The sequence below is a fragment of the Thiothrix litoralis genome, from assembly GCF_017901135.1.
Classification (GTDB): Bacteria; Pseudomonadota; Gammaproteobacteria; order Thiotrichales; family Thiotrichaceae; genus Thiothrix; species Thiothrix litoralis.
Genome location: NZ_CP072801.1, coordinates 1,921,575 through 1,935,651 on the forward strand (window position 1 = coordinate 1,921,575; position 14,077 = coordinate 1,935,651).

Sequence of the window (14,077 nt, forward strand, 5' to 3'; positions counted from 1 at the left end):
CCCCTTTAAGGACTTGGTTAAGTGTTTCGTTGAGGAGGATGTTACGCACACATTGCGCACGAAATTTGCTGTAATTGTGCAAATAATGTGGAAGTGTTGCCTGATCTTACGGCTCGAACTTGTAGCCAACCGAGTAGACCGAGTGAATAAGCTCTTGATCTGGAAGAATTTCTGCGAGTTTCTTTCGCAATTTTTTGATATGACTGTCAATAGTACGGTCGGACACAATGCGATTATCGTTATAAACCTTGGTCATCAATTGGTCGCGCCCAAAAATTCTGCCGGGGTGTTGCCTTAAGGTGGCGAGTAACTCGAATTCCACCAACGTCAGGGTAATTTCGCCCTGCCCTGCTTTGACCAGCAAACGATCACGATCCAGCTCCAACAAGGAAGTACTCAGCGTAACCCCTTCGCTCTCATGCGCAGTGAATGCCTGCAAGCGCCGCAACACGGCCTTGACCCGCGCCACCACCTCGCGTGGGCTGAAAGGTTTACAGATGTAATCATCCGCCCCCAGCTCCAGCCCCAGTAAACGGTCGATCTCTTCGACGCGCGCGGTCAGCATGATAATCGGCACGGGGGAAAACTGGCGGATGTCCTTGCAGACTTCCAAACCATCTTTCCCCGGCAACATCAAGTCGAGCAGGATAAGCTGCGGGTGTTCCTTGCGTACCCACTCCCCTACCCCAAGGCCAGTATTGAGCCAGTGGGTTTGGTAATTGGCGTTTTGCAGGTATTTTTGCAGCAAATCGGCAATTTTAGGTTCGTCTTCAACAATCAGAATCTGTTCCATGTGGGTATCCGTCAACTTTGCAGGGGTAGGTGTACCCGAATTTCCAAGCCACCCAGTGTGGAATGCGCTGCGCTAATGTTGCCACCATGGGCTTCCACAATATTGCGGCAAATGCTCAGGCCAATACCAGCGCCACCCGTGGCGCGGTTACGCGAGCTTTCGACCCGATAGAGGCGTTCAAACAAGCGGGGTAAAGCATCCTCAGGGACGCCGGGGGATGAATCTTCAAACAGGATGTCGACCCAGCCAGCCTTGAGCTGGGTACTGATATGCAACTGCCCCGGCTTGTCGGTGTAACGCAGGCTGTTTTCCAGCAAGTTTTTGAACAATTGCTGCAACCGTTGTGAATCGCCTTGAATCAATACTGGCTGCTGGTTTAAGCCTTTCACATCGACACTCAATTGTTGTTCATCCAGTGAGGTACTATGCAAAGCCAAGGTTTCTTGCAACACCGCAATGAGATCGAGACTTTCCTTTCGGTAACTGAGTGCCCCGCTGTCAGACATGGAAAGGTCGTACAAGTCGCTGACCAAGCGTTGCAAGTGGCTGACTTCCTGATGCAAGGAGGCCAGCGTGCTGGCATCCGGCTGGTTGATGCCATCCTGCAAGGCTTCGATTTCACCACGTAAAATCGCCAGCGGGGTGCGCAGTTCGTGGGCAATATCCGCTATCCACTGCTTGCGGGAAGCCTCATTCTGCTGCAAGCGCTCCGCCAACTGATTAAAATCACAGGTCAACAAGCCAAGTTCATCACGGCCCGCTGGCTGCATACGCGAAGCATAATTTCCATCAGTCAATTGGCGGGTTCCCCTACGAAGTGCCTGAATCGGCCGTCCCAAATGACGCGCCAGCAGGAAGGACAATAGCCCCGCCATGGGTAAAGCCAACAACAATACAACCATCCACAAGGTGCGTTGCAAACGGTCAGCGAAATCCACATCCACTTTTTCGGTCAGGCGTTGGCGGCGGTGCATTCCCAGATAACCGATGGTTTTCCCCTTGGATTTAAGTTCGTGTAAATCCTGAGGGACATCAAGGCGGATATTGCCTTTGACAATGGCACGCTGGGCATCCAGCAGTACAATTCGACTGATGAAACGTTCCATGCGTTGCGCAATATGCGAGCGGGGGGGAGGTGGCGGTCTGCCACTTGGCTCACGATAAGAACCGGGTGGGGATGCCAAAAGCTGCGGATCAGCGCCCTCTGCGTCGTCACCATTGGCCGGAAAAAAGCTGCTACGCACGGCACTATCAAGAATAAAGGTCCAAAGCCGCGAGTTACGCTCGAGTTCCGTCCAATCACCACGGCTCTCATAAACCTCGACCAAGCGGGCTTCTAACTGGAGAAGGGAACGGCTCTCCTGCTCATTCAGGTAGTCCAGAAAGTTGCGTTTCAAACTGTATTGCAAAATACCTGCTAGCCCGCCTGCAATGAGTAAGCAGGCGAGAAAAATGGCGATAAACAGTTTGGTACGGATACTTAATATCATGGTGCATCATTGGACATTAGCAACCGGAAAATAGTTGCACGTTTAACGCCATTTATTGAATGCTGGTTACTATTGGTATCTGATTTCCAGCCATACATGGCCTTTGCTACCAGACTTTTTAACCTGCACCACTTCAACTTCACGTCCAGCCGCCAGATTGCCTGTTACTTTACCCAGCTTGCTACCGTTTTGACTTTGTTTACCAGGGGCATGTTCACGCACAGTTGCCGACCAGCTCAGTGGATACTTATTACCTGTAACGGGTAATTCAGCACCGATTTTCAACCCTTGCTCCGCCCATTTGCCATTGGCAAACTGCCCGGCATAAATCCAGCCAGTAGAGCCTGTTGCGGTTACGTCAACCTTCTCTTCGGCAGGTAAGGCTTCGGATTCTGTCGGTGCAACGACCTCAGTGGTTTGCGCTTCCACTGTTTTGGTTTCGGGCATAACAGTTGTTGCTGGCTCTGGCGTATTCACTGACACACTCGTCAGGTTGCTCGTCGCAATATCCAAGGAAGCCAGTGCTGGAATATCCGCTTTCGACGCAGAGGCATCAGCAACAGGTATCGCCGCTACCAAAGGGGAAGGAGTAACCGCTGCTGGTTCAGTCACTGGTTTAGCCGCCGCGCTAGCTGGCTTGGCTTCAACATCAGCCTTGGCATTACTGGTGCTCGGGCTACTCGCTACCAACGTTTGGGAAAACAGGAAAGCCATACCCGCCATTAACAGCGAGGTTCCTATGACGAGTCCAATCAACTCGCGCTTCATTTGCTCGCGGCGATTGTTTTGAACAGCATATCTTATTGTTGCCATGTGCAAGCCCATCCATCATCAGATTTATTTGAACAAAAAATAGGATAGCAAATTCTTATCAGATTATCAGCAACAAGGATTTACTTATTTCATCAAATATATTCATGCTTACAAAGATTTCCTGCATTGCACAGGATTTCATAGCTAATAGTTCCCGCCGCTTGCGCAATACGGTCAACAGAAAGGTGCTTGCCCCATAACTCCACCTGATCACCGACCCGCGCTTCGATAGCGGTCAGGTCGATCACGATCATGTCCATCGAGACGCGCCCCAAGAGCCGGGTTTGTTTGCCATTGACCCAAACGGGCGTGCCTGTTGGGGCATGACGTGGGTAGCCATCAGCATAACCAATCGCCACCACGCCGGTACGGGTATCTTCCGGGCAAGTCCAGCTTGCGCCATAGCCAATGCTTTCGCCCTTGGCAATGGTATGCACAGCAACCAACGGCGCAGTCAAGGTCATGACAGGCCGCAAACCGTCACGCTTGGCATCACCATTGGCAAAGGGTGAGGAACCATACAACATGATGCCAGGGCGCACCCAGTTAACATGTGTCTGCGGCCAACCGAGAATACTGGCTGAATTACCAACACTACGGGGCGCACGCAAACCATCGGTGTACTTGGTAAAGCGTTCCAGTTGTAGCGGGGTTTGCGGGTTATCCAGCTCATCGGCACAGGCCATGTGCGTCATCAGCCACGGGGTCGGCTTGATATTCGGGTGTTTTCCCAGCCGCTCGAACAGGTGATGCGCCTGTTCCACCGGAAACCCCAACCGGTGCATTCCGGTATCGAGTTTCAGCGCAACATCCAGTTTGATGGAAGCCGGGGCGCTATCCAGCAATTCAAGCTGCGACAAGTCGTGGAGCACCACCCGCAACCGGTGTTCCGCCGCTGCTTTCATGCCTTGCAAGGTGTTGAAGCCTTGCAACACCAGGATGGGGTGGATGAAACGCGCCTGACGCAATTCAATCGCCTCCTGAAGGCAAGACACCGCGAAACCGTTGGCATGGCTCAGGGTTTCCGCCGTCTTGAGCATGTTATGCCCGTAAGCGTCAGCCTTAATGACGGCCATTGCCAAACTGTTGGGCGCAACCGCGCGGCAGCGGGCAAGATTATGCCGCAAGGCAGCGGTGTCGATGGTGGCGCAGGCTGATCGTTTCATGCGGGCAGTGTAGCGGTTTGCAGCAATTATTCAAATCCTGAAGTGTAAATGTCAGGGGTAAAATTCTCGAAACGGGTGTATTTGCCGAGAAACGTTAAACGCACACTGCCAATCGGGCCATTACGCTGCTTGGCGATGATGATTTCTGCCGTTCCTTTGTCAGGGGATTCAGGGTTGTAGACCTCATCGCGGTAGATGAAGATGATTAAGTCAGCATCCTGTTCAATCGCGCCCGATTCGCGTAAATCCGACATCACCGGACGCTTATTGGGGCGCTGTTCCAGACTGCGGTTAAGCTGTGACAGCGCAATGACGGGTACTGACAGCTCTTTCGCCAAGGACTTGAGGGAGCGGGAAATTTCCGAAATTTCAGCAGTACGGTTATCCGAGCTGCCGCCTACCTGCATCAGTTGCAGGTAGTCCAGCACGATCAGGCCAAGCTGCCCATGCTCACGCATTAAACGCCGGGCGCGGGCGCGGACTTCCGTCGGCGAAAGTGCTGGGCTATCGTCAATGAACATCGGCACATCATTGAAAATTTTGACGGCAGTGGCGATACGCGGCCAATCTTCGTCGGTCAATTTACCTGTCCGAATCCGAGTCTGGTCAACCCGCCCCATGGATGACAGCAGACGCAGGGTAAGCTGTTCAGCGGGCATCTCCATACTGAAAATAGCGGTGGGAAGTTTTTTGTGGGCAGCGGCATATTCGGCGATATTCATCGAAAACGTAGTTTTGCCCATCGACGGCCGCCCCGCCACGATCACCAAATCCCCCTTCTGCAAGCCCGAGGTCATCTCATCCAGATCGTGGTATCCGGTCGAAACGCCCGTGACATTGCTGTCGAGCTTGCTCATTTCTTCAATGTGCGCCAACGTGACTTTGAGCAAGCCTTTTAGCGGCTTGAATACTTGCCCTTGCCGGGTTCCCTGCTCGGCAATTTTGAAAACTTTCTGTTCAGCCTCGTCCAGCAACTCTTTCGTAGGGCGGCCTTGCGCGGTGAATGCGGAATCAGCAATCCCCGTCCCCACCGTGATGAGCTGGCGCAGCACGGATTTTTCGCGGACGATTTCGGCATAAGCCTTGATATTGGCGGCACTCGGCGTGTCTTTTGCCATCGTAGCGAGGTATGCAAAGCCACCCGCATGTTCCAACTCACCGCGCTGCTTGAGCCATTCAGACACGGTGACCAGATCCAGCGGTTTGCTGTCTTCCACCAAATCAGCAATCGCGCGGAAAATCAGGCGGTGATCTTGCCGGTAGAAGTCGCCCTCCGTCACTTTATCGGCGATGGTATCCCACGCCGTGCTGTCGTTTGCCAAGCCACTCAGCAACAAGCCGCCCAGAACAGATTGTTCGGCTTCGATGGAATGGGGGGGAATTTTAAGTGATTCGTATGAGTCTGCCATACGGCGAGTTTACCCAAAATTGCGGGCAAGCGTTAGGGATAGAACAGTGGGAAAGCTGTGGATAAATAAAAATGCCCCGCAGCGCAATCAAGCACAACGGGGCATTTATCACAAGGCATTGTTAAAGCAGGAATTATTCCGCTTCAACCACGACCTTGATGGTAGTATCGACTTCAGCGTGCAAATGTACGCCGACTTCAAATTCACCCAAGTGGCGCAGCGCACCATCCGGCATACGGATTTCGCGACGCTCTACCGTAATGCCAGCAGCCATAATGGCTTCAGCAATTTCAATGTTCGATACAGAACCAAACAACTTGCCTTCGTTACCCGCTTTGCTGGTGATGGTCAGAACCATATCAGCCAGTTGGTCACGACGTGCTTGAGCAGCAGCCAGAATTGCTTCGGCTTCAGCTTCCAGTTCCGCACGACGCACCTCGAAGGCTTCCTTGTTGGCTTTAGTTGCCATTTGGGCTCTGCCTTGCGGGATCAGGTAGTTACGGGCATAACCAGGACGCACGGACACAACACTGCCCAAACTTCCCAAGTTTTCTACTTTTTTCAGAAGAATGATTTCCATCGTTCTCACCTTGTCTGCGCACAAACATCGAGCATTTGTGCGTAAGTTGACTGTTTACAGCACTTTATTTGTGCTGATCCGTGTATGGCAGCAGCGCGAGGAAACGTGCCCGCTTGATGGCAGTTGCCAGTTGGCGCTGATAAATCGCTTTGGTGCCGGTAATGCGGCTAGGGACGATTTTGCCGGTTTCGGTGATAAAGCTTTTCAGGATATCGAGATCTTTGTAATCAATCTCGGTGATCTTTTCAGCCGTGAAACGGCAGTATTTTTTGCGGCGGAATTGACGTGACATAAACTATCTCCAGATCAACCGTAATTATTCGTCGTCAGATGAATCATCATCATCAGACAGGGTTTCTTCACGCATACGCTTGGCAGGGCGAGCTTCCGCGTCTTTTCTCAGCGGGGAAGGTTCGGTAACAGCCTTGTCACAGCGCATGGTGACATTACGGATAACCGCGTCGTTGAAACGGAAAATGCTTTCCAGTTCAGCCAGTGTTTCCGCGCCACATTCGATATTCATCAGCACATAATGTGCTTTATGCAGCTTGTTGATTGGGTAAGCCAGTTGACGGCGACCCCAATCTTCCAGACGGTGGATAGCACCACCGCTTTCTTGTACCATACTACGGTAACGTTCTACCATCGCAGGTACCTGTTCGCTCTGATCCGGGTGGACCAGGAAAACAACTTCATAATGTCTCATGACGGTTTCCTTTCGGGTTAAACAGCCTCCCGCTAACGGTGAGGCAAGGATCCAAGGGCAATAGCCCATAGAAAAGCGCGGAATTATCCTTGAAGCAGAGGGGCTTTGTCAATTGACATTGGATTGAATTTCAGCGACGCCAATAAGGGAAGCGACATACCCGCCTGCCATAGCCTACACTACCCGAATGGGAATCATCAGAAAATAAAGGAAGGCGAGGGCAAATGATTACGACCACAGGAATACCCACGTGAACCATCCAGCACTGGCGCGGTATCCGTTGGCTTTACCGGGTCACCACTTATTGCAAGTACTGCACGAAAGCGAAAATGCCATCATTGTATTGGCCAGCGCTCCGGGCGGTCAGCCTGTGGTGATCAAACGCTTTAAATTCGATGCCAGCAAGCTGGATCAGTACTTGGTCGATGAATTCCTCATGGAAAGCTTGGCACTGGGTTTGCTGGCACATCGCGGCTTGGTAAGACCCATTGATGCGGGTTTGTTAGCCGGGGCGTTATACATGATCATGGAATATGTGCCCGGTCATACCTTGCGGCGGCAACTGTCCCTGATGCCACTGCCCCCGCTGGAACAAGCCTTGCAGTGGTTTACTGAGATTACCTTGGCTCTGGGTGAAATTCACGGCATCGGCCTGCTGCATCAGGATCTCAAAACCTCCAACATACTGGTACGCAACGATAACTCCCTGGCGCTACTGGACTTTGGACTGGAAACCCGCCTGCTGGTAGCCACGGGGTTTATGCGTGAAGATGAAATCTATTGCACCCCCTATTACATCAGCCCGGAACGCATTATCGGCGACCCCCCGGATGAACGCACCGACCTCTACGCCCTAGGGGTAATACTGTATGAATTACTGGTTGGTCACAAACCCTATGAATCAACATCGCTAGAAGAACTCTTGAAAAAACAGGCAATTGCCCCCATTCCTCTGCTACCTGCTACACTGCACGCTTATCAGCCACTGGTCAACGGGTTACTGGCAAAGTTCCCCGAAAACAGGCTACAGTCAACCAATATAGTGGTACGATTGTTGCAGGACATAAAACAAAAATAGACGAGTGTGAGACAAACCGTGCGTTTGTTTTTAGACTAGGAGTATCGAAACCATGAAAAAACACGTTAAATGTATTACCGCAAAAAATCTTGATTGTGAGCAATCACTGGTCTTTTACTTCATGCGCAGTGCCAAATGGGTGGCTCTGGCTTTACTGGTGGGGATTGGTGGGCTAAGTGCAGTACTCCAGTTTCAACGCCAGCAGGATATTAACTGGATATTCTTTTCAATCTGCATCCTGTGCGGTGCCATCCTGTTCTGGATCGGGCATTGCCTCATGAAAAATGAATGCGCCACCCAACGACGCTGCGGCACTTGCAACAAAGAACCGCCCACCATTGGCAATGTTCCGGTACGGCAAGCATAACCAAGGCTACCTTTTAGCCCTAAAATCAGATAAAATGATGCCATCATAAAAATCACAAGAAACAGGGCTATGTTACGTTTTCTTATATTCTTCCTATTGTTGCAGGGCGTATTGTTTGGGGCTGAAATGCTGCAACCCGTACAGTCAGCCATTATCCTCCCTTGGACAAGCCTGCTGGCAAATATCAGCGGTGGGCTGATGTCAGCTTTCGACCCCAATGTTGCCACAGCAGGCAAAGTGGTCAGCAGCACCCTGAACGGTTTTGCGGTGTCGATTGAGCCGGGTTGCAATGGTGTTGAAGCCATGATTGTCTTACTCGCAGCGATCATCGCCTTCCCTGCCCCACTCCTGCACAAACTCACCGGGCTATTCTGGGGCTTTATCGCGATTCAAGGCATGAATTTATTGCGGATCATCAGCCTGTTTTACTTGGGGCAATGGAGTCAGGAACTGTTTGACTGGGCACATTTGTACATCTGGCAAGCCCTAATCATGCTGGATGCACTGGTGGTCTTCCTGATCTGGATTCATTACCTGCCGGGGCAAGCAACGCCACCCAAGCTGACGGAGGCTAACGCATGATCCAGCAACCGTTACGCCGTTTCATACTGGGGGTCATCGTGTTTTTTCCGCTGACGTTTTTTGTCTGGTACATCTCGGCGACTTTTCATCTCGCCCCCATCACCCTGATCACGGGCAAGCTGCTGTCTATGCTGATTCCTGATGCTCTCATGTGGCTAAGGCTGGATGGTCACACCTTAGTGTTAGCTTCCAATTTTGGGCATGACCTGAATGGTGCTGTTATATCCCCGCCCATAGGGGATGATGTACTGGGTTTTCACCTTAACCCCTTGATTTACAGTTACAGTTTGCCGCTGCTGGCTGCCCTGATCCTTGCCACGCCCAGCCAGCACAAAGCGCAAAATCTGTTGTGGGGCTTATTGCTGATTTTGCCCACCGAAGTATTCAGCATGACCTTCAGCGTACTCAAAACCCTGACGTTTGATGTGGGCGCAGCGTTTCAGACCCAACAAGGCATTTCAGCGCCGCTTGCTGACTTCATTGCCCTAGGCTATCAAGTGGGGACACTGTTATTACCGATGATTGCGCCGCTCATTATCTGGGTTGCCCTAAATCGCGCGTTTTTGACACAGCTTGCCCCACAACTGGAGCACACCCTAAACCCTCAGCCTCACAATGATTAAAAACACTGCAAATATTGGATTTTCAAGGGGAAACCCCAGTGTGCACAGCAGCATTCCGGCTTGAGCACACTGCTAAAATAGCGTCTACTTCGCGCCATCACCACCTTGAACTATTAGGAATATAACAATGGAACGCTCGCTCAAAAATTTATACGTAGCAATGGCTATTATGGCAGCCTTGGTGCTGCTCAACGTTGTCCTGACCGTCAACGGCTTGTCACCGTTTGCCCTGTAACCGCCCGAGACACCCCGCCGCCATACCCTTCACTGCCTGTCCCTAAATCTCCCCAGTTTGTCTGTTTGTGAATGCGCCCCGCCAAAAATAATTATTTAATCATGCTATTAAAAATAATTTTGGCTCAACATGTTTTCACAAACATAACCCACGGAGAAACTTCATGGCTCATAGCCACACGCCTTGCCGCACCCTTTCCAGCCAATTAACAACCAAACTGCCGTCGGAGCGGCAGGGCTGGTTACGCTACGGCTATCACCGGGCACATTTGCCGTCTCCTATGCCTTCCAGAACGGCGCTGTATTCCTTCGGGCAACCGCAAGCAACGGGGGAGTAACGTAGTCCGTGCCAGTAGCGGAGGTGGCGGCAGTTTCCCATTCACTTTGCTATTAGTGAGATTGATTTATTGCCTTTCGATAAAAAGAAAAAATCCACACCAAGCACTTGATAAATATAATTATTTATCGTTTTTGTGATTAGTTTTAAAGACTAATCCATTAACAATGATGATTTAAGTTAATGCAAACTTATTGAGTTGCGCTAAGATAATAACGCTTATAACCCCAATGAACAAAGTACTGCTTTATCAGGAGCAGTTCTGGAGAAGACTATATGGCTAATATATTACCTACTCACATCCTTCCTACTTCCAGCAAATTATCGACCGGGCTGGCTGGGGTAGTTGGATTCATCAGCTTCGTGCTGTCGCCGGGAGCGTTTGCCGTCTCCTGTGATTTCCAGAATGGTGATGTATTCACCGAAATTTGTGGCTACGTGGAAGCAGGCGGGGTGCAGACCGGCGGGCAGCTCAAGCTCCACGTTTCCAGCACCACACCCCGTTTTAGTGTCAATATTAGACGCGCAGGGAACGACAACGAGAACTTGCTGAGCACCTCCCTTGATGGTGCAGGCAATTATGGCGCTAACAGTTACACACAGTTGAACTGGGGTTCTGCTTACCCGATCAGCATCCCGTCAAACTGGACGAGCGGGATTTATGAAGTCAACTTCAATAATGACCGGGGAAATTACCCGGAATTCGTCGCCATCAAGGCAGCGCAACCGGGTAGCCATTCCAAAGTGTTGGTACTGGATAGCCTGCCCACCAAAATTGCCTATTCCCCGATAGGCGGCAAATCCTTCTACGGCTTCAATTCCACCAATGGGCAAGCCACCCCCCAACTAGGGATGGAACGCCCGACTGGTCGGGGACAATGGACAGAACACCGCGACTTTGCCGGTTGGCTCGACCGGGAAGGGATTGATTACGAAGCCGCCTCCATGATGGATTTGCATCGTGACCCTTCATTGCTGAGCCACTATAACTTGGTGATTCTGGTCGGGCATAATGAATACTGGTCTAAAGAAATGCGCGATAATTGGGACAACTACCTTGCCGGTGGTGGCAATGCGGCTATTTTCAGCGGCAACACCATGTGGTGGCAGGTGCGTTTCAGTGAAGATAGCAAGCAAATGATCTGTTACAAAAACGCTGCCGCCGACCCATTGTATGGCACAGACAACAGCAGAGTCACCACCAACTGGTTCAGCCCCCCCATCGACAGACCCGAAAACCTTTCCATCGGTGTTAGTTTCCGCCACGGGGGTTATCACAACTACACGGAAAATGGCGTCCAATATTACGTCACGAACGGTACTAATGATGACGGCTCCAACGGCGGATTCAAGGTAGCCGATGCTTCACACTGGGCTTTTGAAGGTACCGGGCTGACTAATGGCAGCATCTTCGGGCGGGTAAGCGGCATTGCTGGCTATGAAGTCGATGGCGCATTATTCCGCATAGTTAACAATCAGCCGGTTGTGACCGGCGAAGATGGCACACCGCTCAACTTCCAGATTTTAGCCACCACACCGGCCTATGCCGTCAACTCACCTTCTAATGTTCCCGGCGTTGTGTACAACAACTACAACGGTCAAGGTTGGGGAACGTTAGGTCTCTTCAAACCTTCAACCAACAGCGGCACAGTCTTTGTCGCGCCCACCATTGATTGGGCAGAAGGCTTGCATGAAGTGCCGGTAGCACGCATTACCAAAAACGTTATCAATCAACTCAAAAGCCGTACTGCTACAAGCCCGTCCAGCAGCAATAGCAGTGGAAACGGAAACGTCAGTGATTCAGAGGGTACACCTGTCAGCACACCTGTCAGCACACCTGTCAGCACACCTGTCAGCACACCTGTCAGCACACCTGTCAGCACACCTGTCAGCACACCTGTCAGCACACCTGTCAGCACACCTGTCAGCACACCTGTCAGCACACCTGTCAGCACATCACCTCAATCCGTGGCACAAACCAGTAGCGGTGGGGGCGGCAGTTTCCCACTCACCTCACTATTAATGGGACTGATTATTACTTTTGGCCTGAAGATTCGCAGAAAGCAGAAACAATTGACAACCAACTGATAAATAAAGCAATTAACTGAAATTTAATTAATCTTAACGTCATAATTATTAGTAATTATGACGTTAATTAATAACAATTTATGCGGCAAGTGAATAAAGAACTGCCTTATCAAGGGCAGTTCTGGAGAAGACTATATGGCTAATATATTACCTACCCACATCCACCCTACTTCCAGCAAATTATGGACTGGTCTGGCTGGGGTAGTTGGATTGATCAGCTTCATGCTGTCACCGAGTGCGTTTGCAGTATCGTGTGATTTCAAAAATGGCGACGTATTCGCTGAAATTTGTGGCTACATCGAAGCAGGCAGCGTGCAAACAGGTGGACAACTGAAGGTGCATGTTGCCAGCACCACACCGAGTTTTAATGTATATGTACGGCGAGCGGGCAATGACAACCCTAACCTGCAAAGCAGCTCATTTGACGGTGCAGTCAATTATAATACACCCACCAACAGCTATGACGACTTGAACTGGGGTTCCGCTTACTCCATCGGCATTCCGGCAGACTGGAAAAGCGGTATTTACGAAGTCAGCTTCAACAATGGCAAAGGCAGCTATTCCGAATTCGTTGCCATCAAATCTGCACAACCGGGCAATGATTCCAAAATACTGGTGCTTGACAGCCTTCCCACCAAGATTGCCTACTCCCCGATTGGTGGGAAGTCCATGTATGGCTTCAACTCCACCGATGGGCAGGCAAGCGCTCAGGTATCCATGGAACGCCCGACAGGTAGGGGTCAGTGGGCAGAACACCGGGGATTCGTCACTTGGCTGGACAAGCAGGGCATTGCCTATGAAGCAGCCTCGATGATGGATCTGCATCGCGACCCTTCATTGTTGAGCCATTACAATCTGGTCATTCTGGTTGGGCACAACGAGTACTGGTCCAAAGAGATGCGTGACAATTGGGATAGCTACCTTGCAGCAGGTGGCAACGGTGCAATATTCAGTGGTAATACCATGTGGTGGCAAGTGCGTTTCAGCGCTGACAACAAACACATGGTCTGTTACAAAAATGCCAATAATGACCCCTTATATGGGCAAGACAATAGCAGAGTCACCACCAACTGGTTCAAATCGCCCGTGAACAGGCCGGAAAATCTCTCTACAGGTGTCAGCTTTCAACATGGTGGCTATGCTAATTACACCGAGTCTGGCGTCCAATACTACGTCAAAAATAGTACTGGTGACGATGGCTCTTATGGCGGTTTCAAAGTTGCCGATGCCACACATTGGGTATTCGCTGACACAGGATTAGCCAATGGCAACGTCTTCGGGCGCGGAGATGGCAACAGTAGCTCTGTAGTCGGTTACGAAGTTGATGGAGCATTGTATAGCATGTCCGGTAACAAACCTGTCGTCACCGGAGAAGATGGTACACCCCTGAATTTCCAGATACTGGCAACAACACCTGCTTATGCGGTCAACTCACCATCCCTCGTTCCGGGCGTAGTGTATAATAACCATGCAGGCCAAGGCTGGGGCACAATGGGCATTTTCCAGCCAACAGCCAACAGTGGCACAGTATTTACTGCACCAACCATCGACTGGGCAGAAGGTTTGAATGATCCCCAAGTCAGCCGTATCACGCGCAATGTCATCGACCGACTGAACGCACGTGCTCAAACTAGTGGCAGCTCTACCAGCGGCAGCTCTACCAGTTCCAGTGAACCTTCCTCACAAGTAGTGGCGCAATCCAGTGGCGGGGGCGGCGGCAGCTTCCCTCTCGCCCCCCTGTTACTGGGCTTGCTAGCGGTTGGCTTCAAGGCACGTAAACGCTAAGAACTACGCACGCACAACGACGGCTG

General features: G+C 51.1%; 15 protein-coding genes. 7 read left to right on the plus strand and 8 right to left on the minus strand.

The window, feature by feature from the left end:
- Positions 1-106: 106 nt before the first annotated feature.
- From J9253_RS09320 to rpsF, 8 genes are all read right to left on the minus strand, one after another.
- Positions 107-793 (minus strand): response regulator, encoded by a 687-nt coding sequence (locus J9253_RS09320; RefSeq protein WP_210224312.1) that lies wholly within the window; start codon positions 791-793, stop codon positions 107-109.
- A gap of 11 nt (positions 794-804) precedes the next feature.
- Positions 805-2,283 (minus strand): ATP-binding protein, encoded by a 1,479-nt coding sequence (locus J9253_RS09325; RefSeq protein ID WP_210224313.1) that lies wholly within the window; start codon positions 2,281-2,283, stop codon positions 805-807.
- Positions 2,284-2,352: 69 nt separating this feature from the next.
- The gene (locus J9253_RS09330; protein WP_210224314.1) at positions 2,353-3,096 is read right to left on the minus strand and encodes a hypothetical protein; all 744 of its coding nucleotides are present in this window, start codon (positions 3,094-3,096) and stop codon (positions 2,353-2,355) included.
- 92 nt (positions 3,097-3,188) lie between these two features.
- Positions 3,189-4,262, minus strand: coding sequence for an alanine racemase (gene alr / locus J9253_RS09335; RefSeq protein WP_210224315.1), 1,074 nt, complete (start codon positions 4,260-4,262; stop codon positions 3,189-3,191).
- 26 nt (positions 4,263-4,288) lie between these two features.
- Positions 4,289-5,671 (minus strand): replicative DNA helicase, encoded by a 1,383-nt coding sequence (dnaB, locus tag J9253_RS09340; RefSeq protein WP_210224316.1) that lies wholly within the window; start codon positions 5,669-5,671, stop codon positions 4,289-4,291.
- Between the two features lie 133 nt (positions 5,672-5,804).
- On the minus strand, positions 5,805-6,251 hold the full coding sequence (gene rplI, locus J9253_RS09345) for a 50S ribosomal protein L9 (RefSeq protein WP_210224317.1): 447 nt from the start codon (positions 6,249-6,251) through the stop codon (positions 5,805-5,807).
- Positions 6,252-6,315: 64 nt separating this feature from the next.
- Positions 6,316-6,543, minus strand: a complete 228-nt coding sequence (gene rpsR / locus J9253_RS09350) for a 30S ribosomal protein S18 (RefSeq protein WP_028489389.1) — start codon at positions 6,541-6,543, stop codon at positions 6,316-6,318.
- Positions 6,544-6,567: 24 nt separating this feature from the next.
- A complete protein-coding gene (gene rpsF / locus J9253_RS09355) occupies positions 6,568-6,957 on the minus strand; it encodes a 30S ribosomal protein S6 (protein ID WP_210224318.1) in 390 nt (129 codons plus the stop codon).
- 250 nt (positions 6,958-7,207) lie between these two features.
- Between rpsF and J9253_RS09360 the strand changes: the two genes are divergently transcribed.
- The 7 genes from J9253_RS09360 to J9253_RS09390 all read left to right on the plus strand — a co-directional run bounded on the left by J9253_RS09360 (position 7,208) and on the right by J9253_RS09390 (position 14,051).
- A complete protein-coding gene (locus J9253_RS09360; RefSeq protein ID WP_210224319.1) occupies positions 7,208-8,035 on the plus strand; it encodes a serine/threonine protein kinase in 828 nt (275 codons plus the stop codon).
- A 52-nt stretch (positions 8,036-8,087) separates the two neighbouring features.
- Positions 8,088-8,402 carry a hypothetical protein gene (locus J9253_RS09365; protein ID WP_210224320.1) on the plus strand — a complete coding sequence of 105 codons (315 nt, stop codon included), beginning with the start codon at positions 8,088-8,090 and terminating at the stop codon, positions 8,400-8,402.
- 69 nt (positions 8,403-8,471) lie between these two features.
- Positions 8,472-8,984: an exosortase H gene (gene xrtH / locus J9253_RS09370; RefSeq protein ID WP_210224321.1), complete on the plus strand. Its 513-nt coding sequence runs from the start codon at positions 8,472-8,474 to the stop codon at positions 8,982-8,984.
- On the plus strand, positions 8,981-9,607 hold the full coding sequence (locus J9253_RS09375; RefSeq protein WP_210224322.1) for an exosortase H-associated membrane protein: 627 nt from the start codon (positions 8,981-8,983) through the stop codon (positions 9,605-9,607). Before xrtH ends, J9253_RS09375 begins: the two co-directional genes overlap by 4 nt.
- A gap of 398 nt (positions 9,608-10,005) precedes the next feature.
- Complete coding sequence (locus J9253_RS09380; protein WP_210224323.1) at positions 10,006-10,179, plus strand: hypothetical protein; 174 nt, start codon at positions 10,006-10,008, stop codon at positions 10,177-10,179.
- Between the two features lie 275 nt (positions 10,180-10,454).
- Positions 10,455-12,266 carry a N,N-dimethylformamidase beta subunit family domain-containing protein gene (locus tag J9253_RS09385; protein WP_210224324.1) on the plus strand — a complete coding sequence of 604 codons (1,812 nt, stop codon included), beginning with the start codon at positions 10,455-10,457 and terminating at the stop codon, positions 12,264-12,266.
- Positions 12,267-12,401: 135 nt separating this feature from the next.
- A complete protein-coding gene (locus J9253_RS09390) occupies positions 12,402-14,051 on the plus strand; it encodes a N,N-dimethylformamidase beta subunit family domain-containing protein (RefSeq protein WP_210224325.1) in 1,650 nt (549 codons plus the stop codon).
- Positions 14,052-14,077: the final 26 nt, after the last annotated feature.

What these genes read in the sequence shown, in the direction of transcription:
- J9253_RS09385 (WP_210224324.1), top strand. Translation starts at nt 10,455, where the DNA reads ATGGCTAATATATTACCTACTCACATCCTTCCTACTTCCAGCAAATTA.
- rpsR (WP_028489389.1), bottom strand. Translation starts at nt 6,543, where the DNA reads ATGTCACGTCAATTCCGCCGCAAAAAATACTGCCGTTTCACGGCTGAA.
- xrtH (WP_210224321.1), top strand. Translation starts at nt 8,472, where the DNA reads ATGTTACGTTTTCTTATATTCTTCCTATTGTTGCAGGGCGTATTGTTT.
- rpsF (WP_210224318.1), bottom strand. Translation starts at nt 6,957, where the DNA reads ATGAGACATTATGAAGTTGTTTTCCTGGTCCACCCGGATCAGAGCGAA.
- J9253_RS09390 (WP_210224325.1), top strand. Translation starts at nt 12,402, where the DNA reads ATGGCTAATATATTACCTACCCACATCCACCCTACTTCCAGCAAATTA.
- J9253_RS09380 (WP_210224323.1), top strand. Translation starts at nt 10,006, where the DNA reads ATGGCTCATAGCCACACGCCTTGCCGCACCCTTTCCAGCCAATTAACA.
- J9253_RS09365 (WP_210224320.1), top strand. Translation starts at nt 8,088, where the DNA reads ATGAAAAAACACGTTAAATGTATTACCGCAAAAAATCTTGATTGTGAG.
- J9253_RS09330 (WP_210224314.1), bottom strand. Translation starts at nt 3,096, where the DNA reads ATGGCAACAATAAGATATGCTGTTCAAAACAATCGCCGCGAGCAAATG.
- J9253_RS09375 (WP_210224322.1), top strand. Translation starts at nt 8,981, where the DNA reads ATGATCCAGCAACCGTTACGCCGTTTCATACTGGGGGTCATCGTGTTT.
- dnaB (WP_210224316.1), bottom strand. Translation starts at nt 5,671, where the DNA reads ATGGCAGACTCATACGAATCACTTAAAATTCCCCCCCATTCCATCGAA.
- alr (WP_210224315.1), bottom strand. Translation starts at nt 4,262, where the DNA reads ATGAAACGATCAGCCTGCGCCACCATCGACACCGCTGCCTTGCGGCAT.
- J9253_RS09320 (WP_210224312.1), bottom strand. Translation starts at nt 793, where the DNA reads ATGGAACAGATTCTGATTGTTGAAGACGAACCTAAAATTGCCGATTTG.
- rplI (WP_210224317.1), bottom strand. Translation starts at nt 6,251, where the DNA reads ATGGAAATCATTCTTCTGAAAAAAGTAGAAAACTTGGGAAGTTTGGGC.
- J9253_RS09325 (WP_210224313.1), bottom strand. Translation starts at nt 2,283, where the DNA reads ATGATATTAAGTATCCGTACCAAACTGTTTATCGCCATTTTTCTCGCC.